The sequence below is a fragment of the Pseudomonas sp. NY8896 genome (assembly GCF_039634505.1).
Genome location: NZ_CP132350.1, coordinates 5,153,613 through 5,179,595, shown reverse-complemented (window position 1 = coordinate 5,179,595; position 25,983 = coordinate 5,153,613). Strand labels below are relative to the sequence as shown.

Below are 25,983 nucleotides of genomic sequence, written 5' to 3'. Positions count from 1 at the left end.
TAGGCACGGTAGCCGCGCCCCAGCAGGTACCAGCCCAGTGCCTGCTAGCGCGCTTCGGCATTGAAGCCCAGCAGGCCCAGCAGCTTGCCTTCCTGCACCTCCCCATAGGCGCTGTAGTTGGCTTCATGCACCTCATCATTGGCCGCGCATTCGCCGATGACGCTGTTGTTGTTGCTGGCCATGTACAGGCGTGTCTCGTTGCTTTTGCCCGACTGTTGCAGCCCCAGCGGGGAGTCGCCTGCAAACAGGTACTCGGTGAGCAAGCCATCGCGCAAGGTGCTGCTGACCCGATAGCCCTCGTAACGCCGTTGCTCCTCGGCCTGCGCACCGTGGCGCACGCCCAGCAGTTGCCCGTGGCCGTCATAGCGGAAGTTGGCCAGGGCCGTGCCGCCCGGTGCCGCAGCGCTGGCCAGTTGGCCGGTATCCTCGTCGTACACCAGGCGGTTGCCCTGCTCGTCCTTGAGCATGTTGCCATCGGCGTCGTAATCGTCCTCGCTGAACTTCACCAAAGCGGGGTAATCGGCTGTCAGCGTATGGCTTACGCTTTTCAGCTGGAACGGTAAATCTTCGAAGTATTCGTAGAACGCTTCGTCGACTTCGCCATCCGCGAACTCGCTGCGGCAAAGGTAGATATTGTCGTACGCGTCGAACTCAAACGCCTGGTTGGTGATTGCACGGCCCTTGCTGTTGGTAGGCAGCGCGCTGCCTTCACACCTGTGGTTGTACAAGCGGTCACGGTCATCGTAATCAAAGCGCTCCGTCAGCACCGCCGTACCGGCTTTGATCAGCGTGCGGCTGTGCAGCATGTTGTCGTCGCGCCACACTTGTTCGAGCGCGCGCTCATCGAGGGTGGTGTCAAGCCGGCTCAGCTTGAGGGTGCGCGACGTTTCCCGGCCGCGGTGGTCATAGGCCTGGGTGCACAGCAGTTTCTGCGGGTTGGCGGCCTCGGCGTTGTTGGTGGTCAGCGTGGTATGCAACAGGCCTGCACTGTTGTAAGTGAATACCGCTTGCAGCGTGCCTTGGGTGATCGAGTGCAGCCTGCCAAGTTCATCGTATTCGTATGCTTTTCGGCTGTTGTCGCTGTCGCTGCACGTCAGCATGCGCCCTTGCAACGAATAGACGAAGTCGCGCGTGTAGACATCGCCCGATTGTTTGTCTGCCCAGCTTTCACTCAGCAGGTAACCCTGGTCGGTGTAGCTGTAGCTGCGTGTACCTTGCTCGTTCTGCGCTTCGGTAATGGCTGCGGAGGCCATGCTGTACTTGAAGCTGGAAGGCTTCTGGTTTTTCCCCGCTGTGATACGTGTTGGCGCGGTGCCGACCGCCAGGTCGTACTCGTAGTTGAACGTGCGGCCAGAGCCCATGATTCGCTTCTCTGGCAGCAACTGTGAGCCGCTGTACTCGCGCGTTTCCTGGTGGCGGCCAACGGTCACTTTGACCAGGCGGTCGATATCGTCGAACTCGCGTCCACACACCGAACGCCCTTTATCGTTGCGTTGCGGGTGCAGCAGCAGGGTGGTCGCCAGTTCATCGGTGCTGTGGTGGGCAAACTCCCGGCTCAACGCCGAGCCGTCCGCGCGATCGGTGCGCTGCATGCGCCCCCAGATGTCGTACCTGTAACCGGTGGTGCGTTTGTGTTCGGCACGTGCGGTGTGCTTGCCGCTTGCCGGCACGCCGAAGGTATAGGTTTCTGCGACGCTGCGGCCAAAGCCGTCATAGCTGTAGGCGCGTGTCGATGCCGAGGCACCGTGCTCATCCAGCGTTTGCACCTGTTCTGGTTTGTCGAAGCGATTGAAGGAGGTGGTGCTCTGGCTATTTCGCACACCGGGTTGGTCCGGGTACTCCTCCCAGGTGGTGACGATATCCCCCTCGGCGCCGAACGGGGAGCGGTCGGTGAACACGGTCACCCCGTCCGGGCGCACGGTAGCGCAACGGTTACCCCAGTTGTCGTATCGATGCTGGCTGGTCAAGGCCAGTTCGCGGTCGGGCAGTTGGTCGTAGGTGGTTTCGTTTTCCAGCTGGCCGAAGGCGTTGTAAGCGGCGGAATAAACCTGATACGTCTGTTGTTGCCTGGCCTTCGAGGCCACCGCCTCGCATACCCGCTCTTCCTTGATGATGCGGTTGAGGCCGTCGAACAACACGCGGCTGATTACGCCCAGGTTGTCTTCGGTTTCCTGAAGGTTCTGCTCAGCCGACACGGCATAGCGATAGCGGACAGTGGCGCGCTTTTCGTCATCGTCCGGTGCGGAGGTTTCGCTGGTCAGCCGATTGCTTGTGTCATAGCTGAAGCGCGTGACCGTGTCGTGAATGTCGAGGTTTTCCAGCACCTGGCCTGTCAGCGGATGCTGGCTCTGTTTAGAAACCTTCTGGCTCAGGTTATGCCCGATGGTCGTCTGGGTGGTCTGCAGGACATCGCCCAGCGCCTTGTGCGAGGAGAGGCTGAACTTCCACTCAAGCGTTGTGGTGGTGTCGGCCAGCACTTTACCCAGCTTCGTCCCATCATGCCCGGCATGCAGTGTAGTTTCACGTTTGCTCATGCGGCCGTGGTAGTGAGCATTGCTGGGGCTGCTGAGGTAGGTCCGTTTGACCGTGCTAAGGGCGCGCAGGGCCTGCGGGTTGGCGGCGTCCGTCAGCACTTCCTGTTCGATGGCCAGCCATGTCGAGGCGATTTCGCCGTGTTCGGGCAGGTCGATGCGACCCTGCAGGGTCCCCAGCGCACCATAGGTAAAATCGGTGCGTAGCACGGTGGCGCCTTCTACCACGTTGGCAAGCGTGCTCGGGTAGACCGTCTGGCTTTTTACATGCTTCTTGAAGCCGTTCGGATCAGCGGGGCATTTGCCAGGTTCGCCGTTGGCGTCGTAGTACTCCAGCACGGTGTACCCGCCATCCTGCTGAATTTCCTTGGTGAGGTTACCCTCTCGATCGTATTCGGTGGTGATGGTTTCAAAGCGCTTTTTGTTGGCATCGTCCTCCATTTCCCAAGAGGTCGTTACCGTATTCGCCATCAGGTAAATGGGCGGCTGTTTGCTGAAGGGGTCGCCCAACTCGCCGTGATAGACGATTTGGGTTCGGGTGACCTGTTTGCCCTGAGCGCGGGTTTCCTGGGTGCTGCGGTGGAAGCGGTCGTAGTGGGTGGTGACGGTGCGGTCAGCCTGGCCCGGGCAACGCTGGGTGGTCTTGCACCAATAGCTGTAGCCTGGGTCGACAACGTCGTACAAATTGTCGCGCCCGTTGTTGCGCCAGGTAATGGTGCTGCCATTACCCATGAAGTTTTCAGTGGAGTAGTCATAGTCCGTGCGCATTTCCGGCTGGCCTTGCCCTGGCTGAACGCGATGGCGTTTGACCCGTGGCAGCTTCTTGTCGACGCCCGGCAATGCATGGCCAGGATCCCCGTCGATGCCGTATTCGATGTGCTCTACAGCGCCTGTGGGCGAGACCACTTTGGTCACGCAGGTCTGCCCATGCACGGTCTGGTAGTCGAATTGCCACTGAGTCTGGTCGGGCAGTACCACATTCTGCAGTTGTCGCCCCTTGAACTTCAGTACCTGGCTGGCTTGCACATCAGCGGCGCCAGGGTACAGGGTGAACTCAGTCGTGCCGCCGTAGGCGACCTGCAGCAACAGGCGGCCTTTACCTGCGCCATCGGGATGCCCGCTGTGTACGTGCGTCAAGCAAAACCAACCCGGGGTAACCGAGTTGCTTGCGTAGGTGAGTTCGAGCCAGTGCCCGGACGGTGCGTAGATGCGTGTCGGCAAGGCCGCACGCTGTGCGCCCGCGCCCATCTCTTCGAGTATTTCGACCACGCCGCTACGGTGCACGACGCGGAAGCGCCCTTCGCCATCCTTGTGGAAGTGGAAGGTATCGAGTTTTTTCTCGCTGATGCTCTCGATGCCGTCCACGGTGAACTGTTCGCCGGTAAACAGCGACAGGGCGCCACCGCCTTCAGGGTAGGCATGCTCGACAAAGCGGGAAAGGTTCAAATCCCATCCTTCGCCATACCCGACATCGCCCGCGGCCATTGAGTTGTAGGCCAGGTTTAGCGAGAAACTGGCACCGGCGCCGCTGTCGGCAACCAATTCAGGAATCGCGATGCTCAGCCCATATTGGCCGGTACGTGGGTCGACACGCTTTTCGACGGCGAAGTTATTGGCATTGGAGTGCGCGGCCATGCTGCTCATGGGGTCACCTGCGTTGTCGGGTTGGTTGGGTAGAACAGCTGGCCGCAGCGGTATTTGGTAGGGCCATTTTCGTCGGACTTGTGCGCGCGGCCGATCATGACTTTGCCAAGGCCACAGGTGAAATCGGAATTTGACTCCTTGACTTCCTTCTCCCAATCACCGGGTACGACGATCATTTTGTTTTCGACAGCTTCCGTGTCTTTGTAAAGCGTGGCGCAGCGGTAGGTGGTGTACCCAGTTTCATCGCCTTTATGGCCGCGCCCGACCATCACGCTGTCCGTCGGGCACGTGAAGTAAATGGGGTCGACCTTATCTTTGTTGTAAGTAACGGCTTCTGTACAGCTTTTGTCGGGCTGTTTTTCGCTCGTGCTTTCAGGTTTGCGCCTGCCACATTCAGAGATCTTGGCGGCGGTATAATCCTGTTTAATCACAATCTTCACCTTCCCATCGCCTTTCACGGTCTGGCAGGTGTATTTCGTCCAGTCATCTTTATGATCACCGTGTTCATCGCCACTGTGCGCACGGCCGACCATGACTTCGTCGCTTGCGCAATCAAACTCGTGGTCGTGTTCTTTTTTTATCGTGGTGGTCGTCTTTTCGCCCAAGGGCACAGGCGTGAGTGTTGGTGTGTTGGAGTCTTCGGAAATGTTTATTTGCAGGCAACTCAGTTTCCTAGTGATTCTTCCTGCGTCATTGTGGGTTTTGGCGGCCAGTTTGAAACCGACAGGTTTTTCGCCGGCATCGTTGGTGTAGTCAATGTATTTGCCTACCTCGAACTCTGCCAGGCGGTCAATGCCAATTTCAGGGAGTTGCGAGGGATTGCGTGTCGTCTCCAGTCGGATAACGAAGCTTTTGTTATCTTCGGGGTCGTCCTCTGTGTAAAACGTATCGTCCAATTTCGTGTCGCACAACCAATCATCGGTCAGCAGGATTTCTGCGGAGGAGGGAATATCTTGCATCAAGATATCGCTGGGCTTAATGTCATAGCAATTACCCACGCCTAACCCGCCGCGCTCCGCCACGGAGAGTTTTAATGTTTTTCCTGCACCGGCTGGGGGGATATCCACGGTGCAACGGCGTTCCCCAAAGTCTCCGGTTGGCGCTGAAATCAGGGTAATTGTACCTGCGCTGGCATAGGGGGTAATTAAGCCACAAAAAATGAACGTTAACGTCAAGAGAAGAGGCGGGGATGGGGCGCGGTGGGTACGGCTTCCCCGTGTTGTATTTATCATGGTCGAACTCCGTTGTTTATTGATCAAGCTGCTGATTAGCAGGCCACTCCTCGCAGGGATGGCCCGGTAACGCTCAGGCTAAAACAGCTGGATTCGGTTGGCACCTGGCATAAATAACAGGTAGGGCGCAGGCCCAGCCAAGACGTGCAGTGCCGCCGGGCACGGGCTTGGGCCTAGTATTTTTGCCAGTGGTCGAGCACCGGTTGCAGGCGTAAAACTTGGTTCCGGCAAGCCTGATATGGAGTAAGAACAATGATTTCAAAAGCGGAAAACCGCGCGATCGACAGCGTGGGGGGGGGCGCAACTTTCATCAAGCCCAAGCCGGTCATTGAAGGGTTGACGCAGAGCCTTGAAGTGGACCTGGACCGCTTGGGTAGCGACAGCCTCAGCGCCGTTATTCGAGGGGCAGGGCTGAGTCACGGAGACCTTGTTTACTCCAATTGGTTAGGGGTGGATCCGGAGGGTGTTCCATTTGACTTGGTCAGGGAGGTCACCCTGGTACAAGACCCGGATAATGTAGTTTTACAGATAGACAATCGGACCGTGACGAATGCCAGTGGCGGTTATGCGTTCCTGTCGTACCAAGTTAATGATGTGACAGCGCCAGAGTCCATGCGGCAGTTTTGTTATGTGGGTGTGCGTGGCCCCGGTAGATTGCCGGTGGTGCAGGTACTGCAATCGCACGGTTTGAAGATCAATAAGGATGAGTTGCAGCAGCATGCCCACGTGGTGACGGCTGCTTACCAGGCCATTCAGGATGGTGATCAGGTACATTGACAGTTCGACGCTTCAGAAGTACGGGGTTGGAGTTGTCAAAGCTGGAAAAGTCATTGCGCCCGGAACAGAAGTTCAACGGTGAGCCGCTGGAATGGTTGATACCCAAATCGGACCTGAATGCAGTCGATGTGGATGGGCGTCTTGAAATGAGTTATACCGTTAAACTCAAGGACGGTCGCGAACTTACACCCTCGCGTACGCAAACGTTCTTGATCAGCGACGCAGTGGACACGGGTACATTATTGCCCGCACCTGAGGTGGGCAATGGTGGTGGTAGCGAAATTGATCCTGGCAACTACCCAGACGGTTTACCGATTATCATCGACGGTTATCCGCAGCCTGCCGTAGGTGACTATTTGCTGCTGGCCTGGGTGTTGCCGTCGGGCGAAGCCAGCGTGCAAGTTATTCGTCTGGATGAAAGCAGCCTGGTCGCCGGGCGATTTTCCCTGCTGATCGAACCGGCACTGTTACTTGCCAGCCTGGGGGCAGTACAGGTTTTTTACCAGTACGCGCGTGAAGGCGCCTCGTTGACGTCACACGCAGTGCCACTGGACGTGACGGCGCCTCGCGCAGTGCCTCCCATGCCTACTGTCAGGGACAGCACAAATGCCGGTGCGGCAGATGAATATAATATCAATGCCTGGGATATCAGGAGAAATGGGGCCTACGTCCTCATCCCCAGCGAAGCCGATCTGCGCCCGGATGAACACGTTGAAGTGCACTGGCAAGGCGACCCGAACGGTGGCCGAACAATCATTCAATACCCAGATGCGGAAGGCCCGTTGGTATTCAACGTGCCTGCCGAGTTTGTCCCGGCCAATATGGGTGTCACGCCGTCCAAGCGGTTCGAAGTTTTTTATCGGATAGTGGAAACGAATACAGGGCTTCATTGGGATAGTAAAGCGGTGAAGTTGCTGGTGTTGCCGGTGGATGAAACACGGTATGAACGTATTGATTGCCCGGATGCAAACGCCGATGAAGAGCTGGTGTTGGTGCCCGCGGGTGGCAGACTGAAGTTGGAACCCTGGTTATTTATCAAGAAAGACCAGCTACTGAGCATTCACCTTAGTGGTATAGGGGCTGGGTCGGTACCGGTAACGGAAGTGTTGCGCGATCAGGTGCCGGTTACCGAGTTGCAGGTGAAAGAGGGTGTAGACGATTTACTGACTCATGAGCTGTTGAGCAAGCTACAGCCGGACCAAAAATTTTTGGTTTGGGCCAGTGTCAGTTTCGATGGCGTCCAATGGACGGACTTTCCGAAACTAGACCTGACGCTCAAGGTATGAAGGTGAGCGTTGTCGGGATGCGCTCGGTTATTTGCCGTGTTGAAACAGTGAAGGAACGGCCACTTAAAGCGGGCCGCTTGAATTTATTTGCAGGGCTGAACAGGCTCGATGAAGCGAGGGATTGGTCGTGACAAACCTTACTAAAGAACAGATACTCCAGCAGCTGGCTGGCGGCACGGTCATGGCGGGTTGGTCTGCTATTGCCCAAGTGGGGCGAGATCAGATCAACCAGTTATTGTCGGACCAGTGGCTACAAAGCTATACCAATCAAACGTTCATCGAACCCATGAGCATGGCGTTTGACCTGGACGAGGGCGGCCAGTTGCGTGGCGAGTTTCGCAACCTGGTATTTGGCCCGCCACAGCTGTATTTCGAAGAGGCCAACTTGCTGTCGGCCGTCACGACCGTGCGAATGACCCTGCTCTCGGGCGATTACATTCAGCATGCTTATTTGCCGGGCAGCCCGCCTGTACTGTTGCGGGCTCACAGTGTGAATGAGGCCATGCGCTATGCGGTCAGCGCGCACATAGAGCTGAAACTGCAGCAAAGCGTGAGCGGGCAGTATACCCAATTGGTGCTGGCGCTTTCAGATGCCCGGACCGATACGCTGCAATGTGACCTGGGTACCACCGACTATGCATCGAAACAGATAGGCAAAGCGGTTTACGACCATTGGCTCAACCAACCTAGCGCTCGCCAGGTCTATACCTTGGTCGAGTTCGATGGCGAAGATTACGCGTCGATGTCGCCCAAGAGCATCAAGGTTTTGACCCAGAGGGCACCTTGGGGGGCCAAGACAGACAAACTGTTCAAGGACAAGGCCGCTAGCGAAGGCGATGGCGCGGTGGTGTTGATGATGCAGTTACGCTCGCATCTGCTGCAGGGCACGCTTCCGCAACCCGGCAACAACTTCCCCTATCTAAGTCCCGGCACAGCCGCCACAGGGGCCGAGCATTCATGCTCGCTGTTGCTTGACCCAATCAACGATCGCAAGCGTGGCGAGCCATTGGCTCAGGTACTCAGGCCGGTACGGATACCCAACGCGTATCGCTACACGTACGAAGACGCTGACAAGTACGAGCCAGCCGATGTGGTCGGCTTTGGTCAGATTTCGCCCACAGAAAACACCTACCGGGTAGACCCAGCCACGGCAAGTACCGTGGCGCAGGGAAGCGTGCCCTTCGCGCTCAATGGGGTTACGCCCGTCACGGCGTGGGCAACCGCTAACCTGAGGAGTGTTTCTGCCAGTGGCACAATTAGCGCCGCCGGCATTTATTCGTCGGGCGATGCAGATCGGTTCATCGCCGATAGCCAGGTTTCGGTGGTGACGGGGCAGTACCTGGATGGCAGTGGCAGTGAGCAGTCACGTAGTGCGGTGGTGGTCGAGCACGTCAAGCCGGTGCAGATATCCCCTCGAATCATGGTCACCGGCGCCAATGGAGTGCCGATCGAACTGTCTGCCTCAAGCGTGAATGGCGGTACCCTTAAGTGGGATAAGATCGATACACCGCAAGCATTACGCGCTTCACGAGGACCGGGACGGGCCGGTAACCTCGACAAGCGCGACCACAGCAGCGCATACGAGTTGGACCTGGGCAGGTTGGAAGACCTGGGTAATGGCAAGGCCCGTTTCACGCCGGCAATGATCGAACCAGGTAAACCCGAAATCCTGTTCCAGGTCATTCGCGTCACGGATACTCGAACGAACGCCTATGCCGAGGCGACAGTGGTAATCGTGAACTGGCCCCAGCGCTATTTTGTCGAGCCATTCTATGTGGCGGGCTACAAGCCCAACGCCACCGTGCCATTCAAAGTCACGGATGCGCCCAGCGACCTGACGTGGCATGTGTTTGGAGAAGGTGATGTAGACCAGAACGGTGTCTATACCCCCCCCGAGAACGCCCAATTGCCGGTTACCGTAGTAATGGCCGATTACAATGACTCGCGGAACGGGTACGCAATCATCGAACACCGACCGGTCGCAACCGCCGCACCCGTGGCCAGTAGCTGGGATGGCCTTCTCAGGTTTGCCGTCGAACTGCTCAGCGTTGGCAAATGTTTTGCCAACGGTATGCAGCAGATTGAAGTAAGAATAACCATCGAGACAAAAGTTGATAGGCCGGGGGTTATTTCGCCACCGATCAGCGATAAAGAACTCGCCAGCCTCAAACTGTACAACGTTGAGGGCGGCAAGGTGCTTGAATTCCTACCTGACGGTGAAGAAGGCCTTGAACCAGGCGACGGCCCTAAAAATTGGGTCGTGAATAATAGTGCCAATCGGGTGGGATCACGTACTCAGGTTATGCAGGGCAGCGCGCGAGGGGAAGACAGTACCCGATACAAGCGGTTTTTCCTGCAGAGTACCGCCGTTGGCACGCTGGAAGTGGCTGCCCAGTTCAAGGGTGACGATAATGCGGTCTACCGCTCTACCGATTACGCCGACGGTACTCAGAAAGTAACGGTGGTTGCTGAATCCGTGCCCGTTTTTTCCAAAGAGACCTATACGTTCACACGTGTCCCGGTGAAAGGGTGGGAAGGCGTGGGTGATGAAGATTTTCACAAGGTAGACGATACAACTGACTATTGGATACTGGCGGGGGCAAAAGATGATGCCTTCCAGACACTGAAATTCCTCAGGCTGAAGTTTGAAGACGACAGCCCCGTGTCGATGATGCGCTGGGAGTCTGATCAGCGAAGGGAGAAGTACTGCAGTTTTACCGGTTATGCGTTTACCCCCTTTGCTCGTGAAAACAAACAGCTCGGTAAAAGAATAGACAACCCAGAGGACCCTGAGAAATACCTTGTGCATGACGGTTTATTGCAGGCATTGGTGGAATACCAAACCCAACGCGATACCTACTTGGATACAGAGCTGCTTGAAGACCATAAAGCGGCCGCAGGCGAGGTTTGTTTTGCCCTGCACCGGGTGTCGGACCTGCCTCTCCTTTACGACAAAGAACACCCCAGTGAAAGGCAGTGGCGAGTCGAGCTGGAAAAACCCTTGTCGTTCCGACTGATGGATCAGAACGGTAATTGGCACAAGCTCAGGGTTTCATTCCATTTGGCAAATGGTCTGCAGGGAAGTCGCGACAAGTTGACGTGCGCGATTCGATAATCATATATTTTTAGGTGACTTGATATGTCTGGCAAAACGGCATTGCACTCCGGTGCGTTCAATTTCTTGAGTTTCATCAGTAATGGTGTTGATCCGCGTACAGGCCAGTATGGCCTGAGTATCGCGTTGCCTGTGTTGCGTGGTGATTATCTGGGGGGAGCGGAGTTTCCATTGAAGCTCAGCTACAACTCCATGGGGGCGGGTGACTTTGGTTATGGGCAAGGTTGGGATATCAATCTCAGCAGTTTCATCGAGGATGCGTACCCTGCCGGAGGGGGGGCACTTTCGCTCTATACCGGTGAGCGATTTACAGTGGATGGCGTGGAAAGTATCAGCGAGAAAAAGCTGGACTCTTTCCATTTTCACAAGGATGGCGATGGGCTGTATCGGGTCGAGCACAAGGACTCCTCTCTGACGGAAGTGCTGCAGCCCACCAACATCGGGACAAAAAAGTTGATGCTACCGAAAAAGCTCTATGCCGATTCGAGGCGTTACTTGGAGTTTGTCTATCGTGACAATCCACAATTGCCAAGCACCCCCTGCCTGAGTGAAGTGTTTGATTCAGGCGTGGGTGGGGGGCGGCCGGCTCGCCTGTTGTTGATCGAATACTCGGGCGATATGATCATCACCCTGTACCCGGATCAACCTGATGCCAGGGCCAGTTACACGCTCAAGTTTAACGGGCGGCGGCTGGAGCGTGTGGTGCTGCCCACCAATGAACAGGCGTACTGGGAGTTTTCCTACCAGCAGGTGCATGGGCAAACCTGTGTGAGCCGCGTGCGTACGCCGACCGGTGCGGTCGAACATATCGAGTACGGTGTTGACGGTGACCCTGGCCACAAGCTCCCAGGGGTTGAGCAATATTTGCCGCGGGTCAAGCGCCACAGCATTGTTCCGGGTTTTGGCCAACCCGATACAGTGACCGAGTATGACTATTCCACGACCAACTTCGTGGGCAATGGCAGCTCAATCGTCTGGAACAACAATGGCCGCGATAACCTCTACGAGGTGACGGATGCCAACTATTCCTATTGGAGTAAAACCACCGAGCGCTGCCCAGGACAGGCGGATCGCACCGTCTTGTCAACCTACGACCGCTTCCACCGCAGTGTCGAGGTAAAACAGGTTCAGGGCCAATGTGTGAATACCACGGTCAGCCAATACCCTGGCAATCCGGCGGAGCCCTTCATAAAGCAACCTGCGAACTTCCAGCTGGCGAGCCTTTCGACCCAGACCTGGCAAGTGGAGGGAAATGCGGCGATTGGCAAGGCCGAACACGCTACCACCTATGACGTGTTTGGCAACCTGATAAGCGAAGTGCCCGCCACGGGCGTCGAGACGTTGTATGAATATTACCCCGCTGCAGGCGAGCTGGGCAGTTGCCCGGCAGACCCGCAGAACTTTGTGCGCTGGCGCAAGAGCCAGACCATTAACCCATCATCCGTAGGCGAGGCCGCAACCACGCGCACGCAGTTCGTCTATAAAGCGCTCGACCCGGTTCCGCTGCCCGACGGCACGCCCGACTATATTGCCAAACAGTGGCTCGTGGAAAAAGAACAGCATTTTTTTGAGCTGCAAGGTGACGCCAAGGTGCCGGTACCGCTGAGCCATTCGCTTACCGATTACCATGAATCCACAGCGGACTTGTTGAGTTATGGGCGGCCAAGCATCACGACTTTCACCATGGGCGACCAGGATACGACCACGTCGTACACCTACACGACAGAGGTCGTGGAACACCATCCAGCCTTGGTGACCACTCAAGTGGTGACGGGCTTCGATCATGGCCAAGCGCTGGAAGACGGCACCCTTCGCGATGTTCAGAAAACTATCGTCCTGAAGCACTCGGCATTGATCGGTGAGCCATTGTTCAACCGGGATGACAACGATGTGGAAATTGCCTATGCCTATGATCGACTGGCCCGTGTGATCAGTGAGACCGTTGCACCCAACGATCCCATTTACAGGGCCTATCGCACTTACAGCTATGTGCTGGCGGTTCTTGACGAACCGGCTGTGCAGACGTCGAGCGATGTCAAGCGCGTAACGACCCGATCGAAACTCGATGGTTTGGGCCGTGTATTCGAAGAGGAGCGTATGGACGCCGATAGTGCCGAAGTATGGCGACGCCAGGCGTATCGCAAGAGCTATTCGGCTGTTTACAACGCTTACGGCCAACTTGAGGAAGAAACCGAATACGACTGGATGGCGGATGAGGTTTCCGAGCAGGGGGTTCACCGTCCAGTCGACCTGCCGTTGACGGTGCGCTATGGCTACGATGACTGGGGCCAGCAGGCGTGGCAAATTGGGCCTGATGCTATCCGCCACGTTGAAGAGACGAACCCGGTGGGTAACCAGAACTCGGCGTTTATGCCTATCAAGCGCAGTTGGCGGGAGTCAAAAGATCGCGCTGACGCAAGTGGCGTGACCGAAACTTGGTTCAACCGGTTCGATGAACCCACCCAGGTCAGGCGCTTCAAGTCCAGGGACGATACCGTTGCATACAGCCAACATACCTATCATTACGATGGCCTGGGGCGTGTGGCCCGGGAAGTGGCGGCCGATCAGTCCGTCACGCTGAGTACTTACGATCCCTTCGGCCGGTTGCTGGAGCAGACCCTCCCCGACAGGTCGGTGGTAACCCGCCGCTATGCGGACTTCGACAGTGGCGACCTTCCGGCATACATCGGTGTCAATGGCATCGAGCTGGGCACACAAACCTTCGATGGCCTCAAGCGGCTATACAAGTCTGATACGGGTGGGCGTAAGCGCACTCTGTACTATAAACCTGGGCAAAACCGGCCGGAGAGGGTGTTTACGCCCTCCAAGCAATGGGTCGATTACGAATATAACCCCGTGTTGGGTGAAGAGCCGCTAAAGCGAGTATCCAGCCGGTTCACGGCTGATTACCAGTACGATTCGGAAAACGCCCGGCTGTTGAGCTGTACCGAAGATGGGCAAACCCTGGAAAGGGAGTATTTCAGTACCGGGCAGATGAAGTTGGAGAGGCGCAAGGAGGGCGACGAAGTCTTTGAAATGCAGTATGCATTCAGCTACCGCGAACGCATGCTGAGCTACACCGATGTGCTGGGCCAGGTGCAAGACTATGAGTATGACGCGGCCGGGCGTTTGCTGCAGACCACGCTGGGCTCGACGGTAGCAATGTTCGCGTACGACACGCTGGGCAGAACGTCGGAAATCGCAACGCGTGATGGCGACAACTTCCTCATTACTCAGTTGGAATATGACGATTTCGATCGTGAGACGCTTCGCCGTTTCGATATGAAGGGTGAGATACAGACGTTGACCCAGCGGTACGATGAATGTGACCGCATCGTGGTGAAAACCTTGTGGCCAGGGGAGCCGGGAGAAGACCAGCGGCGACAAGCCGAGGTGTACGCTGATCGTGTTCGGGGCAAGGTGTTTCAACCCGCCGCGTCTGCAGATGTCAATGAGCGGTTGAAAAACATCTACGCAAAGCACAAGCCCTTTAATTCGGGAGCTGGCGGTGTGCTGAACGGAGAAAACTGGCTCAGGAACGAGGTCTATGCGTACGAGAGTCGCGGTCGCTTGTATGACTATAAATGCAGTGGCGAATTGGCCCCAGTCGACCCGCAAGGGCATGTGATCCGTGGCCAGGCATTTGAGTTTGATGCCCTGGACAATATTGTGCTGGTTATCACCGAACTGACAGATAAAGACACGGACGCGCCGGGTGAAAATGTGGCCGAGTACTTCTTCGAATATGAAGACCCTGCGCAGCTCAGCAAAATAACCAATAGCTATGAAGGGTATACAGCCGAGCAGAGGTTGACGTATGACGATGACGGCAACCTTGAAGACGATGGTGAGGGCATGGAAATGGAATATGACGCCACGGGTAGGCTGAGGTCAGTCGTCAAGGCGGGGGGGACCTCGAACTATTACTATGATGGTGTTGATCGTTTGAGTGGGCAGAGTTGATCCTGTGCTTGTAGCCTTGCTACCCCTTGAGAGCCCGCGCTAGCGCGGGTTTTTTTTGTTTTGGCCGGTACGCAGATAATATAACGGCCATGTTGGCAACTGACAAATTTGCCAGTTGTGCGGGGGGAGGATGTGGATTTCAATGATCACGTAGCTGTCCGCGCAGCCCCTTATGTTGAGTGTCTAATATGAAAGTAGAATTGAAAGGGAAAATTAAAGTAAAAATTAAAGAAAAGGTGAGCGGTAAAAAAAGCAAGCCCTCAGGCCGTAAGCGTGTTTTTGCGCCTGTCTCACCTCAGATCGATCCGGCCCTGATAGCAGACCCCACCGATAATACGATGCTGAGCTCGGCCTTGACAGATGATGCAGTCGATATTGATTTGACCATCACTGATTGGGGTGCAGCAGGTGATCCCAATGTAGGGGAGTTTGACCAGATGTGGCTGTTGCATCTGCCAGACGGTGGGGCCGAGGAGGAGCTGCACAATGGTCAGTATGATAGAAACAGTGTTTTCCCCTTTGACGTTACTCTGGATAAGGATCAGGTAAAAAGATGGGGTGAAGGCGGTCATACTTTTTTTATCAGGGTCGTCCCTTATAACAACCCCCTGCCTGTAGATTTTCCCCCGTTACACTTGATCTTTGATCGTGTCGCTCCCTACCCCAATCAAATGCCCAATCCATTCCCGGCTATTGCTGCCGTGTTAGACACCAATATTGGTTCGGTTGAGCTCACATTGCCTGGCTATCCACTTCCGAGTGACACCACTTATCCCGGTTGGGATGCTAAAGATACCGTAGGGTGGGTCTGGCGCAAGCAAGTGCCTGTTGATCCGGGTGACCTGGTACCAGACGGCACCGCGCTTGTCACTACAGTGCCTCTGACGATACCGGTGCCTCAGAATGTTATTGAGGATGAGGGGGACGGTGGCATCCTTATCGCCTACATTCTTCAGGACAAGGCCGGTAATCGCAGTGCCGTGTCTAGGGCCACGCGCGTTACGGTGGCGCTAGGGAATTTGCCTGTCCCGGCGGATTTCCAGAAGCCTCTGGTGTTAGACATGAACAACGGTGTGGTGGATCAGGACGCCGTGCTTAAAGGTATAGAAGTGCAGATTGATGCCTTCCAGCATTTCAAATCGTCGGATCTGATTACCCTCCATTGGGGCACACATGATTTCGCTGAGCGGGCAGTGGGTACGTTCCCGGTCAAGCAGGCTATTCCTGCCAGTGTTATCCTGGATATTTACGGCAAAGGCTCTACAGGCGTCAAACCGGTCGATGTAACGTATGAAGTGCGGCGTGGCGATCACCCATTGGGCGGTGAGAGTGACACATTCGATGTCAACCTTGAGCGCATTGGCCCGATCGTGCCCGACCCTGATCCGGAGTGGCCGGGGCCTGTAAATCCGCAAATGGCCCTGCCGGATGTATATGGAGGCAATGATAACCAGAAAAATCACCTGACCGAGAACGATGATGGCGCCGATGCCGAGTTGAGAGTAACGATCGACGCTGCATTCGCGGAAGATGATCTGGTTGAGTTTTACTACACCGATGAACATGTCATCGAAGCGGATTATCAACTTGAGCAGGCCGACCCTGGCAACGAAATCAAAGTGACCATTCCGTGGGCATACATTCTTCGACACGACAATGGCAACCGCTTTGCTCACTATGAAGTCAGCCGTGCAGGTGTGCCGAACAAGGCTGCTTCTGGACCTCAGCCAATTGTGGTGGAGGCTATTGTCATACACCCGGAAGCTGCGGAGATCCTGGGTGGTTTTGTAAGCGGAGGGCGCCTGTGGCTGAACTGCACTTCGTTGTTTGACCCTGCGGATCCAACTGATGTTAACCCTGATGTGCGTATCAATATCCCTGACCTGAGCAAATGGTTGGCCAACGGTGAAGACTTGACACTGACCTGGACGGCGACCCAGGGAACTGCTCCTGGTGGGCTCGATATACCAAATGCTAAGTTTGAAAAAACTATTCAGTTGAATGCGACTAACCCACCCACCGGGTTCGTTTGGCGAATCCCTTATGCCGATGGCCTGAAGCCGATTTACGAGTTCAATCAGGCAGTTACTTATGATGGGCTGGCGACTTTCATTTATGCATTTGAACGTAATGGTAAAACGATCACATCCGAGCCTGCCGTGGCAGTGGTATCCATGCACTCGTTTACCGCCGAATGCCCACTTGTTCGTCCTTGAGTGTTGGCGATCCGGCATGCGGGCTGGGTTTGCTGAAAAGTCGCATCAATTACAGGACTTTTCCTACTCGCGATTGGGTGATTTCTTAATAGCCTTTCTCACGTTTTTGCTGCCCGTTTGCGGGTTAATCGATGAGGCTAAAGTGCAATGATCAAAAGGCGCAACTTCACCCTGTCCCCCTTGGCGTCAGCCATTGGGCAACTCTTGCTAGGCGCCTCTGCTGTGCTCTTCACTGGGCCTGCAGGTGCCCTGACGCTGGTGGACGATGAGCAACAAATCGGTGCCAGTACCCCGGTTGACAGCTACAGGGTCAATGACGGCGGGCGCTTGGTAGCCGAGGGGGCTACCACTCAGCAGATCGACGTGCGCACAGGCGGAGGTCTACAGCTTGAGGGCTCCACGGTATCCGCCACGGGTGTCGCTGCAGTCATGGTCAATGGCGGTGCTTCGGCAACCATCGCCAATGGCTCGCGCCTGACCAGCAACCTGTTTGGCCTCGATGTACTGCGCAGTGCGACGGCGGGTTCAACGGTGTCGGTAACGGGCAGCCATATCGAAGGCGGGGTCGGCGGTGCCAGGGTGGCCGGGAGTTCTCATCTTTCCCTGACCGACAGCACCCTGGTGAGTACCGGGGCAGCCGGTGCTGCTTTGCTATTTGGCGATGCTCGGCTGGATGCGACCAACAGCCAGCTGACCAGTGCCACGGATGGCATCCGGGTGGTGGGCGATGCGCTTTCGACTGAAGCTGCATCGCTCAATCTGCAGGGCTCGCGGGTGGAGGGCCAGAATGGCGCTGCCATCCGGGTGGGTAGCGCAAACCAGGCGCCCGGCGATGCGGCGATCACCATCAGCGGCGGTACTACGCTGGTTGGCAGCAATGGCAACCTGCTGGAAGTGGCGAACGGCTCCAACGCTACGATGCTGGTGGAGGGTAGCAACCTGGTAGGTGATGTCCTGGTGGAGGACGGTTCCAGCGCCAAGCTGACCTTGGGCAACCAGGCCAGCCTGACCGGGCGCCTGACCAATGTCGAGAGCTTGGCACTGAATGACGGCGGGCGCTGGAACATGGTCGAGGACAGTGAGGTCGCACAACTGGCCATGGCGGGGGGGGCGGTACGTTTCGGTGAAGCCACGCAGTACCAGCGCCTGACCCTTGGCAACTTGTCGGGCAGTGGCACGTTCATCATGGATGCCGATTTCAGTACAGGCGAAACCGACTTCCTGGACATCACCGGCACGGCAACCGGCAACCATAGTCTGCTGGTCGGCAGCAGCGGCAATGAACCCACGCAGGAAAACAGCCTGCACCTGGTTCATGCGGCGGCGGGGGATGCGCAGTTCTCGCTGCTTAACGGCCCGGTGGACCTCGGGGCGTTCTCCTATAGCCTTGTGCAGCGCGGCAATGACTGGTTCCTGGATGGCGCGACCAAAACGATAAGCCCAGGTACCGAGGCGGCCATGGCCTTGTTCAATACTGCGCCCACGGTGTGGTACGGCGAGTTGTCTTCCCTGCGCAGCCGCATGGGTGAGTTGCGGCTTGACGAGCGCAATGCGGGCCTGTGGGCCCGCAGCTATGGCAACAAATATAACGTTTCGGCCTCGACCGGTACGCCCTACAGCCAAGTTCAGCAGGGCTTCTCGCTGGGGGCCGATACGCCGTTGCCGTGGGGCGATGGTCAATGGCTGGCCGGGGTTATGGCGGGCTACAGCAGCTCAGACCTGAACCTGACCCGAGGCGCTTCGGGCGAGGTGAAAAGCTATTACCTGGGGCTGTATGCCACTTGGCTGGATGCCCAGACCGGCTATTACCTCGACAGCGTGGTCAAGCTGAACCGCTTCGACAACCAGGCCAAGGTAAGTCTCAGTGATGGCCAGCGTACCGAGGGCGATTATGACAACGTTGGCGTGGGGGCGTCGGTAGAGTTCGGTCGCCACCTGGCGCTGAATGATGGCTATTTCGTCGAGCCTTTCGGGCAACTGTCGGTCGTTGGTATCCAGGGCAAGGACTACCACCTGGACAATGGCTTGAAGGCCGACGGTGATACGACGCACTCGGTGCTGGGCAAGGCCGGCGCCACGGCGGGGCGTACCTTGAAGCTTGAGGGTGGGCAGTGGCTGCAACCTTATGTGCGCCTGGCTTATGTGCACGAATTCGCCAACAACAACCTGGTCAAGGTCAACGATCACCGTTTCGACAACGACCTGTCAGGCTCGCGCGCGGAGCTAGGCATGGGGGTAGCGGTATCGCTGACGGAGCGCCTGCAACTGCATGCCGATTTCGACTACAGCAATGGCAAGGCGCTGGAACAACCTTGGGGTGCCAACCTGGGCGTGCGTTACAGCTGGTAAGCAGCAGGCACCTTTATAGCAGCAAACCATTCACGTTGGAGGTTGAGTGATGCCAAGCAACAAGTCGGACGCGCTTTTTCCTCCACCGTGGGTGGAAGGCTCGCTTGCAAACCTGGTGGGTGGCGCGCTGAACGTCATCCCTCTCGATTTGCTCAAAGCCCCCCTACGTGTGGATGTCACGCCCTGGGACAGTGGTTCGCCCCCAACCCCTGGGAGGCCAGAGACACTTATGCTGATGTGGGACGGCGTACAGGTAGGTGCGCTCAAGCAATGGACGGCACCCATTGCCGCAGATGATTACTTCGTCGAGATTCCCGTTCAAGATCTCAAGAATGACGCTACGCCCGATTTGACATACAGGGTCAAAGCGTACAACGGGGCTGAACAGGATTCGGCCCCGCTAACGATAACCCTGGACTTGACGGGGCCCAGCCTGGGGGCGGACCGCGGGGCCCTGTTGTTCGATGATGAGGTGATGAGAGATGGCATAACGGAGGATTACCTAAATCGTCACGATCCTGTTATCGCTCTGCTTCCGGATTATCAGACCTTTGTGCCTGGAGACCATATTCGCTGGTTCTGGGACACGCAATTGTATGAAAACAATCTTGTCGCCGAAAAAGTCCTCGAGCAGGGGGATCTCCCCGTCACAGTGGAGATTCCTGGCGATGTCATCCTGGATCGAGGGGATGGGGCGCGTTTTGCACACTACCTGCTATGTGACTATGCCGGTAACCCAAGCACGCCAGTGGAGCCGAAAGTCGTCCAGTTGCAGGTCGATGCGGCGCCGGTGCCCAGAGATTTGAGCTGGCCAGAGGTTTCCCATGCTGTGGGAGAGGAGCAGCAGGTTGTTTTGGACCTGAATTCACGCATGACTTACATGCGGGTCAAGGTGCCAACAGGGGCGGCGTTACCCGGTGAAACGATCGAGGTTTTCTGGGGCGAGCCTGGGCGTGTGGGCAGCTATCAGACAAGTGCAGAAGCGTCGGGCTTCCCCCATGAGTACGAGATCCCGCTGGACAGGATCGCGCCACACAGTGGCAAGGTGCTGACTGTGTATTTTGAGGTGACAGAAACAACGGGTGGTAACGTTCATACGTCATTATCCCGGTTAGTGTTGTGCTTGCCCTTGAATCAAGGGCTTCCCAGGCCGGACGTTCACCCATCCTCGAATGATACGGTCTACCTGTCCCAGGTCCCGGCTGATGGCTTGACCATTACCCTTGCTGCCTGGAAATACATTCATGCGGATCACAGGGTCACCTTGGTCGTCGGCGGCGTGGACACCCAGGGGCAGCCATCGACGCAAGAAGTGCTCAAAGAACATGCCTTGACCCCGGCGGAGGTGCAAAACGGCTTGGGGTTCGACGATACGGTCAAGGCGACCAAGCCTTTTTTGATGTCGCTTAAGCGCGACAAGTTAAGCGTCAGGGTTTTTGTCAGTTTTGATCAGGGCGAGACCTGGCCAGAAGAAGCAAACTTCCCGCTGCTTGACCTGGGCCTGCGCGATTGAGCGGTCGTGCTAAATGGCCGTTACGGATAGCGGTTTTTCTACCAGGCGTGTGGTGCCGCCATAATCGTTGATCGTGGTGAACTGTACTTGAAGGCCCTTGCTGGCCTGGGTTGTCTTCAGTTCAAAGGACTGCGTCTGCATAGGCATGGCCATCAAGGCGGTATCGATTTTTTCGATTTTGCCCGGTGCGCCCACTTCCAAGCGCCCAAAGGTGAAGTGATAGGGCGTGGGGTTAAGGACCTGCAGGAAGGTCTTGCCGTTGTTGCTTGCCAATGACCACTGCAGGCTGTCCAGGTGCTGCTCGGGCACACCCTTCACCTGGCTGGGCCGATAGAACAGCTTGATGCGGGTGCGCAGGGCGATTTTCAGTACGTTGTCCTGCCCGCTGTCTATCTGGGGGATCTCCTGAACATTGAAGTAGAACAGCGATTCTCGATCGGTGGGCAGGTTGTTTGGCAGTGCGTTTATCTTGACCAGTTGTTCACGCTTAGGGTCGAGCCTGAACAAGGTCGGGGATACGGCAAAGGGGACAGCGGTACTGGTGTCGTCGGCTGCGGTGTTGACCCAGGCTTGCGTGGCGTAGGTAATGTTGCTTGGGTTGGCGACAACGATCGAGCTGCTGTGTTGGTCGCCAGGGTGGACAACGCGCGTGGCACTGATCGTCAAGGCCGCTTCGGTGGTTGAAGAAAGCGTCGCCAGACAGGCGAAGCTGAGCGCGTACTTGCGCAGCAGAGTAGTAGACATGGTCGGGCCGGTTTCATTGGCGAAACGAAATACCCCCTGGCAGTGCCAGGGGGCATGAATTAGCGAATATCGACAGAGAACGAGACGTTGGTGTCGATCTGCCCCTCGGTCACTGTTGCCGAAGTGGTGACAAGGCGCGCCGAGAACACCATGTCGGTGTCGGTAGTGTCGTTAACCTCGTAGCTCATCGACTCAGTACCCGGCGCAAGGCGGGTTGCAAGGTCGTTGATGGCCAGGCCCAGGCCGGTGCTGTAGCCCAGGCCGTCTTTGAGGGCATAGAGGTTGGGATTGGTCTGGTCGGCGCCGTAGCCTGCCTGGTAGGTCGCGTAGGCCTGTTGAGTACCGGTCACGCAGCTTGCCGGGACGCGCAATGCGAAGTGTTTCGGAGAGGTTTCTTCCCCGACCTTGGTGAAGTTGAACGTATTATAGTTGCCCAGGTGGATCAGCGGCAGGCTTGGGCCGCCAGGGGTAACGACTTCGATCGGGCAGGTGCCAGGCCCGCTGACAGTACCTTCGAAGTTGATGATCGAGGCCATTGCCGCGCTGCTGCAGAGGCTAAGTGCAAGCACGGATAGTGTTTTTTTCATTGGATGAACCCTGTCTGGTTGATCGCTGGAAACTCATGTGTCTCAGCGCGTCGGCAGAGTACGCAGGGCACCTCAGGGGGTCTGTAGGCGAAGGCTGAGCTTCCCGGGAAAAAAGGGAAGCGCTTGTGTAGTTCAACACGCCTTCGCCATAGCGGTACTTCGCGAGCTTAGTGGCGGGTATCAGCTGTTGCCGACGCCAGTAGCTGCTTCTGTTCGAACCAGTCGAATGCCTCGCCGCGCTGTTCGCATTCGTAGCGGCGTTCTTCCAGTGCCTGGTACAAGGCCAGTTCTTCATCCGGCATGAAGTGCAGGCAATCGCCGGCAAAGAACCACAGCAGGTCGCGCGGCACCAGGTGAGCGATTTGCGGGTAACGTTGGATGACCTGGCAGATCAGGTCCTGGCCCAGGTACTGGCTTTCCAGTGGGTCCTGCGGTAGCAGGGTCAACAACTCGTCAAAGCGCTCGAGGAACAGGACGTGGCTTTCCTCCGGTACCTGCTCGGCTTCCCCCAGGGCAGCCAGAATGGTGCGCAGGTGGTTCAGAAGTTGTAGGTGGTATGCCTGATGGGGGGTGGCCATGGGGGCGGTCCTCGGGGTGGTTGAAACGGGGCCGGAGTATACGCCGGTTGGGGAAGGGGCCGCAAAACGGCCCCCTGTTTCATCGCACCTTGCCCTGCTCCGGAAGCAGTTGCGCCTTGTCGAAGGCATCCACATCGATCACTGCCCGGCGTGCCTGCTCCGCCGCCTGTAAGCGTTGACCCTCGTCAGCCTGTAATGCACCACTCTGGACTGCCGCATCGATGGCCGACTGCCCAGGTGCCGGCTGTACCTTGCCCTCCTTAAGCGCCTGATGCAGCACTTTGTGCAGTGGCGCAGTCTCGTCTAGTAGGTTGCAGGCCCGTTGCAATGCTGCCACCGGGTCACCCTCGGCCTGGGGTCGGAAGCAGCCGGCGAGCAATTCCTCCAGCGCCGGGTCGCCCTTGCTGCGGCCGATCAGCGCCGCCACTTCGGCATCCAGCTCATCGCTCGGCCCGGTATGGCGGCGGCCGAAGGGGAACACCAGCACGCGCAGAACACAACCGACAAATCGGTTGGGGAAGTTGTCGAGCAGCCGGTCCAGCGCCTTTTCCGCCTGGCCCAGGCTTTCTTCCATGGCCCAGCGCAGCAGTGGCTGCATGTGCTCGGGTGAGCCCAGGTCGTGGTAGCGCTTGAGCGCGGCGCTGGACAGGTACAGGTAGCTGAGCACATCGCCCAGGCGCGCACTCAGGCGTTCGCGGCGCTTGAGCGCGCCACCCAGCAGCATCATCGACAGGTCGGCCAGCAGGGCGAAAGCGGCAGCCTGGCGGTTGAGGGCGCGGAAATACCCTTGGCTCAATGCATCACCCGGTACCGACTCGAAGCGCCCTAGCCCCAGGTTGAACACCAACGTGCTGGCCGCGTTGCCGGCGGCGAACATGATGTGCCTCATCAGTAGCTCGTCGAACTCCCGCAGCGCCTGGTCACGGTCCTCACGGCCGACCAAAGCCATTTCCTTGAGCACGAACGGATGGCAGCGGATGGCGCCCTGGCCGAAGATCATCAGGTTGCGCGAAAGGATGTTGGCGCCTTCGACCGTGATGAAGATCGGTGCCCCTTGCCAGTTGCGCCCCAGGTAGTTGTTCGGCCCCATGATGATGGCCTTGCCGCCGTGCACGTCCATGGCGTGCTGGATGCATTCGCGGCCGCGCTCGGTGAGGTGGTACTTCAGAATCGCCGACAGCACCGAAGGCTTTTCACCGAGGTCCACGGCCTTGGCGGTCAGCAGGCGGGCGCTGTCCATCAGCCAGGCGTTGCCGCCAATGCGTGCCAGCGATTCCTGGATGCCTTCGAAAGCGGCCAGTGGCACGTTGAACTGTTCGCGGATATTGGCGTACTGGCCGGTGACCAGGCTGGTGTACTTGGCCGCGCCGGTGCCGACCGCAGGCAGGGAAATCGAACGGCCTACCGACAGGCAGTTCATCAGCATCATCCAGCCCTTGCCGAGCATGGCCTGCCCACCGATCAGGAAGTCCAGCGGCACGAACACGTCCTTGCCGCTGTTGGGGCCGTTCATGAAGGCGGCCCCCAGCGGCAGGTGGCGCTTGCCGATTTCGACACCGGGCGTGTCGGTGGGGATCAAGGCCAGGCTGATGCCCAGCTCCTGCTCGTCGCCCAACAGGTGGTCCGGGTCGTAGGCTTTGAAGGCCAGGCCCAGCAAGGTCGCGACCGGGCCCAGGGTGATATAGCGCTTTTCCCAGTTCAGCCGCAGGCCCAGCACTTCTTCGCCGTTCCACTGGCCTTTGCAGATGATGCCGGTGTCGGGCATGGCGCCGGCATCGGAGCCGGCCAACGGGCCGGTCAGGGCAAAGCAGGGGATCTCGTCGCCGCGGGCAAGGCGTGGCAGGTAATGGTTGCGTTGTTCGTCGGTGCCGTAATGCAGCAGCAATTCGGCCGGGCCGAGCGAGTTGGGCACCATCACCGTGGAGGCGAGATCGCCGCTGCGGGTGGCCAGTTTCATCGCCACCTGGGAATGAGCGTAGGCCGAAAAGCCTTTGCCGCCGTATTCCTTGGGGATGATCAGGGCGAAGAAGCCATGCTGCTTGATGTGACCCCAGGCTTCGGGTGGCAGGTCCAGGTCCTGACCGATCTGCCAGTCGCTGACCATGGCGCACAGCGCTTCAGTGGGGCCGTCGATGAAGGCCTGTTCTTCGTCGGTCAGTTTCGGTGCCGGGTAGGCCAGCAAGGTACGCCAGTCGGGGCGGCCGCTGAACAGTTCGCCGTCCCACCACACCGTGCCGGCATCGATCGCTTCGCGCTCGGTTTGCGACATGGGCGGCAAGGTACGCTGGAACCAGTTGAAAACCGGCCCGGTGAACACCTTGCGGCGCCAGTCCGGGAGCGCAACCAGGGCGATTTTCAAGGCCAGTACCCCCCAGATCAGGGTCAGCAACCAGCCGGGTGCACTGCTGAAAATGCCCATCAGCAGCACGTAGGCCGCCATGATGCCCAGAATCTGCAAGGGCGCCAGGCGCCGATGCGTGAGGTATGCCGCGCCGATCACCAGCACTACCAACCACAACAGCAACATAATCGGTCCTCCTTGGAACCAAGGGCTTGAGCCGTCCCAGACAGCTTAGACGCAACGCTGTGAACGGCATGTTCTGAACAGTGACAGGGTGTGGCAGCGGGAGTTTCAGTTCATGTGCTTGCCTGTGCTGGTTTCTTCATGGGTACAGGCGGCGAGGGTCTGGAGTAGACTGCAACACCTGTGCATTCATAAGGACGTTGCCATGCTGAAGATCTGGGGTCGCAAGAATTCGAGCAATGTGCGCAAGGCGCTGTGGATCGCCCACGAGCTGGGCCTGGACTTCGACTCCATCGACGCCGGCGGCGCTTTCGGTGTGGTCAACGAGCCGCACTACCGCGCCCGCAATCCCAACGGCCTGGTGCCGATGCTCGAAGACGGCGACCTGACCCTGTGGGAATCCAACACCATCGTCCGCTACCTGTGCGCCGAGTACGGCGCCGAGCAGGGCTGGTACCTAGAAGACCCACGCCAGCGCGCCCTGGCCGACAAGTGGATGGACTGGACCACCTCGTCCTTCGCCGCACCCTTCCGCCCGCTGTTCTGGGGCCTTTTGCGCACCCCGGAAGACCAGCGCGATTGGGTGGCGATCAACGCCGCGCACAAGCAGTGCGCGCAATTGCTGGCCATTGCCGACGAAACCTTGGCCAAGCAGCCGTATCTGTCCGGTGACCAGATCGGCATGGGCGACATCCCACTGGGTAGCTTCATCTACGCCTGGTTCGAAATGCCCATCGAACGCCCGGCCATGCACCATCTCGAAGCCTGGTATGAGCGCCTGAAACAGCGCCCGGCCTACCAGGCCGCGGTGATGACGGCGCTCACCTGACCCTGCTTCGATAGTCATTATCAATAGATGTGACTGTACTTGTGCGGCCTTGCCTTGCACCATGGCCGTACTCACTGCGCCAGTGACTTTACCTG

Annotated in this window: 14 protein-coding genes; 8 read left to right on the top strand and 6 right to left on the bottom strand. The window is 57.7% G+C overall.

Annotated elements, in window-relative coordinates:
* Window positions 1-44: 44 nt before the first annotated feature.
* Both Q9451_RS23275 and Q9451_RS23270 read right to left on the bottom strand, forming a co-directional pair.
* Window positions 45-4,175 carry a hypothetical protein gene (locus Q9451_RS23275; RefSeq protein ID WP_345960790.1) on the bottom strand — a complete coding sequence of 1,377 codons (4,131 nt, stop codon included), beginning with the start codon at window positions 4,173-4,175 and terminating at the stop codon, window positions 45-47.
* Window positions 4,172-5,407: a hypothetical protein gene (locus tag Q9451_RS23270; RefSeq protein ID WP_012271133.1), complete on the bottom strand. Its 1,236-nt coding sequence runs from the start codon at window positions 5,405-5,407 to the stop codon at window positions 4,172-4,174. Before Q9451_RS23270 ends, Q9451_RS23275 begins: the two co-directional genes overlap by 4 nt.
* Before the next feature lie 252 nt (window positions 5,408-5,659).
* On the opposite strand from Q9451_RS23270, the gene Q9451_RS23265 reads away from it, so the two are divergent.
* The 7 genes from Q9451_RS23265 (at window position 5,660) to Q9451_RS23235 (ending at window position 20,626) form a co-directional block, all read left to right on the top strand.
* Window positions 5,660-6,184 (top strand): hypothetical protein, encoded by a 525-nt coding sequence (locus tag Q9451_RS23265; protein WP_041166412.1) that lies wholly within the window; start codon window positions 5,660-5,662, stop codon window positions 6,182-6,184.
* A gap of 32 nt (window positions 6,185-6,216) precedes the next feature.
* A complete protein-coding gene (locus Q9451_RS23260; protein WP_150104946.1) occupies window positions 6,217-7,470 on the top strand; it encodes a hypothetical protein in 1,254 nt (417 codons plus the stop codon).
* Between the two features lie 127 nt (window positions 7,471-7,597).
* Window positions 7,598-10,585: a hypothetical protein gene (locus Q9451_RS23255; RefSeq protein WP_012271134.1), complete on the top strand. Its 2,988-nt coding sequence runs from the start codon at window positions 7,598-7,600 to the stop codon at window positions 10,583-10,585.
* 24 nt (window positions 10,586-10,609) lie between these two features.
* Window positions 10,610-14,548 carry an RHS repeat protein gene (locus Q9451_RS23250; RefSeq protein WP_012271135.1) on the top strand — a complete coding sequence of 1,313 codons (3,939 nt, stop codon included), beginning with the start codon at window positions 10,610-10,612 and terminating at the stop codon, window positions 14,546-14,548.
* A 188-nt stretch (window positions 14,549-14,736) separates the two neighbouring features.
* Window positions 14,737-16,764 carry a hypothetical protein gene (locus tag Q9451_RS23245; RefSeq protein ID WP_049773224.1) on the top strand — a complete coding sequence of 676 codons (2,028 nt, stop codon included), beginning with the start codon at window positions 14,737-14,739 and terminating at the stop codon, window positions 16,762-16,764.
* Window positions 16,765-16,911: 147 nt separating this feature from the next.
* The gene (locus Q9451_RS23240) at window positions 16,912-19,113 is read left to right on the top strand and encodes an autotransporter outer membrane beta-barrel domain-containing protein (protein WP_012271137.1); all 2,202 of its coding nucleotides are present in this window, start codon (window positions 16,912-16,914) and stop codon (window positions 19,111-19,113) included.
* A 49-nt stretch (window positions 19,114-19,162) separates the two neighbouring features.
* The gene (locus Q9451_RS23235; protein WP_012271138.1) at window positions 19,163-20,626 is read left to right on the top strand and encodes a hypothetical protein; all 1,464 of its coding nucleotides are present in this window, start codon (window positions 19,163-19,165) and stop codon (window positions 20,624-20,626) included.
* A gap of 9 nt (window positions 20,627-20,635) precedes the next feature.
* Here Q9451_RS23235 and Q9451_RS23230 read toward each other — a convergent pair whose 3' ends face one another.
* The 4 genes from Q9451_RS23230 to Q9451_RS23215 form a co-directional block, all read right to left on the bottom strand.
* The gene (locus Q9451_RS23230) at window positions 20,636-21,370 is read right to left on the bottom strand and encodes a molecular chaperone (RefSeq protein ID WP_012271139.1); all 735 of its coding nucleotides are present in this window, start codon (window positions 21,368-21,370) and stop codon (window positions 20,636-20,638) included.
* Window positions 21,371-21,429: 59 nt separating this feature from the next.
* Window positions 21,430-21,906 (bottom strand): fimbrial protein, encoded by a 477-nt coding sequence (locus tag Q9451_RS23225; RefSeq protein WP_012271140.1) that lies wholly within the window; start codon window positions 21,904-21,906, stop codon window positions 21,430-21,432.
* Window positions 21,907-22,124: 218 nt separating this feature from the next.
* Complete coding sequence (locus tag Q9451_RS23220) at window positions 22,125-22,535, bottom strand: PA2817 family protein (RefSeq protein ID WP_012271141.1); 411 nt, start codon at window positions 22,533-22,535, stop codon at window positions 22,125-22,127.
* A 79-nt stretch (window positions 22,536-22,614) separates the two neighbouring features.
* Complete coding sequence (locus Q9451_RS23215) at window positions 22,615-25,062, bottom strand: acyl-CoA dehydrogenase (protein WP_012271142.1); 2,448 nt, start codon at window positions 25,060-25,062, stop codon at window positions 22,615-22,617.
* Between the two features lie 202 nt (window positions 25,063-25,264).
* Here Q9451_RS23215 and Q9451_RS23210 point away from each other — a divergent pair, with 202 nt between their 5' ends.
* Entirely contained in the window at window positions 25,265-25,888 is a 624-nt protein-coding gene (locus Q9451_RS23210) for a glutathione S-transferase (RefSeq protein ID WP_012271143.1), read from the top strand.
* The last annotated feature ends 95 nt before the right edge of the window (window positions 25,889-25,983 follow it).

Bases quoted from the DNA above. Each gene is read 5' to 3' on its own strand.
- Q9451_RS23275 (WP_345960790.1), bottom strand. From the start codon at position 4,175: ATGAGCAGCATGGCCGCGCACTCCAATGCCAATAACTTCGCCGTCGAA.
- Q9451_RS23270 (WP_012271133.1), bottom strand. From the start codon at position 5,407: ATGATAAATACAACACGGGGAAGCCGTACCCACCGCGCCCCATCCCCG.
- Q9451_RS23265 (WP_041166412.1), top strand. From the start codon at position 5,660: ATGATTTCAAAAGCGGAAAACCGCGCGATCGACAGCGTGGGGGGGGGC.
- Q9451_RS23250 (WP_012271135.1), top strand. From the start codon at position 10,610: ATGTCTGGCAAAACGGCATTGCACTCCGGTGCGTTCAATTTCTTGAGT.
- Q9451_RS23245 (WP_049773224.1), top strand. From the start codon at position 14,737: ATGAAAGTAGAATTGAAAGGGAAAATTAAAGTAAAAATTAAAGAAAAG.
- Q9451_RS23240 (WP_012271137.1), top strand. From the start codon at position 16,912: ATGATCAAAAGGCGCAACTTCACCCTGTCCCCCTTGGCGTCAGCCATT.
- Q9451_RS23235 (WP_012271138.1), top strand. From the start codon at position 19,163: ATGCCAAGCAACAAGTCGGACGCGCTTTTTCCTCCACCGTGGGTGGAA.
- Q9451_RS23230 (WP_012271139.1), bottom strand. From the start codon at position 21,370: ATGTCTACTACTCTGCTGCGCAAGTACGCGCTCAGCTTCGCCTGTCTG.
- Q9451_RS23225 (WP_012271140.1), bottom strand. From the start codon at position 21,906: ATGGCCTCGATCATCAACTTCGAAGGTACTGTCAGCGGGCCTGGCACC.
- Q9451_RS23220 (WP_012271141.1), bottom strand. From the start codon at position 22,535: ATGGCCACCCCCCATCAGGCATACCACCTACAACTTCTGAACCACCTG.
- Q9451_RS23215 (WP_012271142.1), bottom strand. From the start codon at position 25,062: ATGTTGCTGTTGTGGTTGGTAGTGCTGGTGATCGGCGCGGCATACCTC.
- Q9451_RS23210 (WP_012271143.1), top strand. From the start codon at position 25,265: ATGCTGAAGATCTGGGGTCGCAAGAATTCGAGCAATGTGCGCAAGGCG.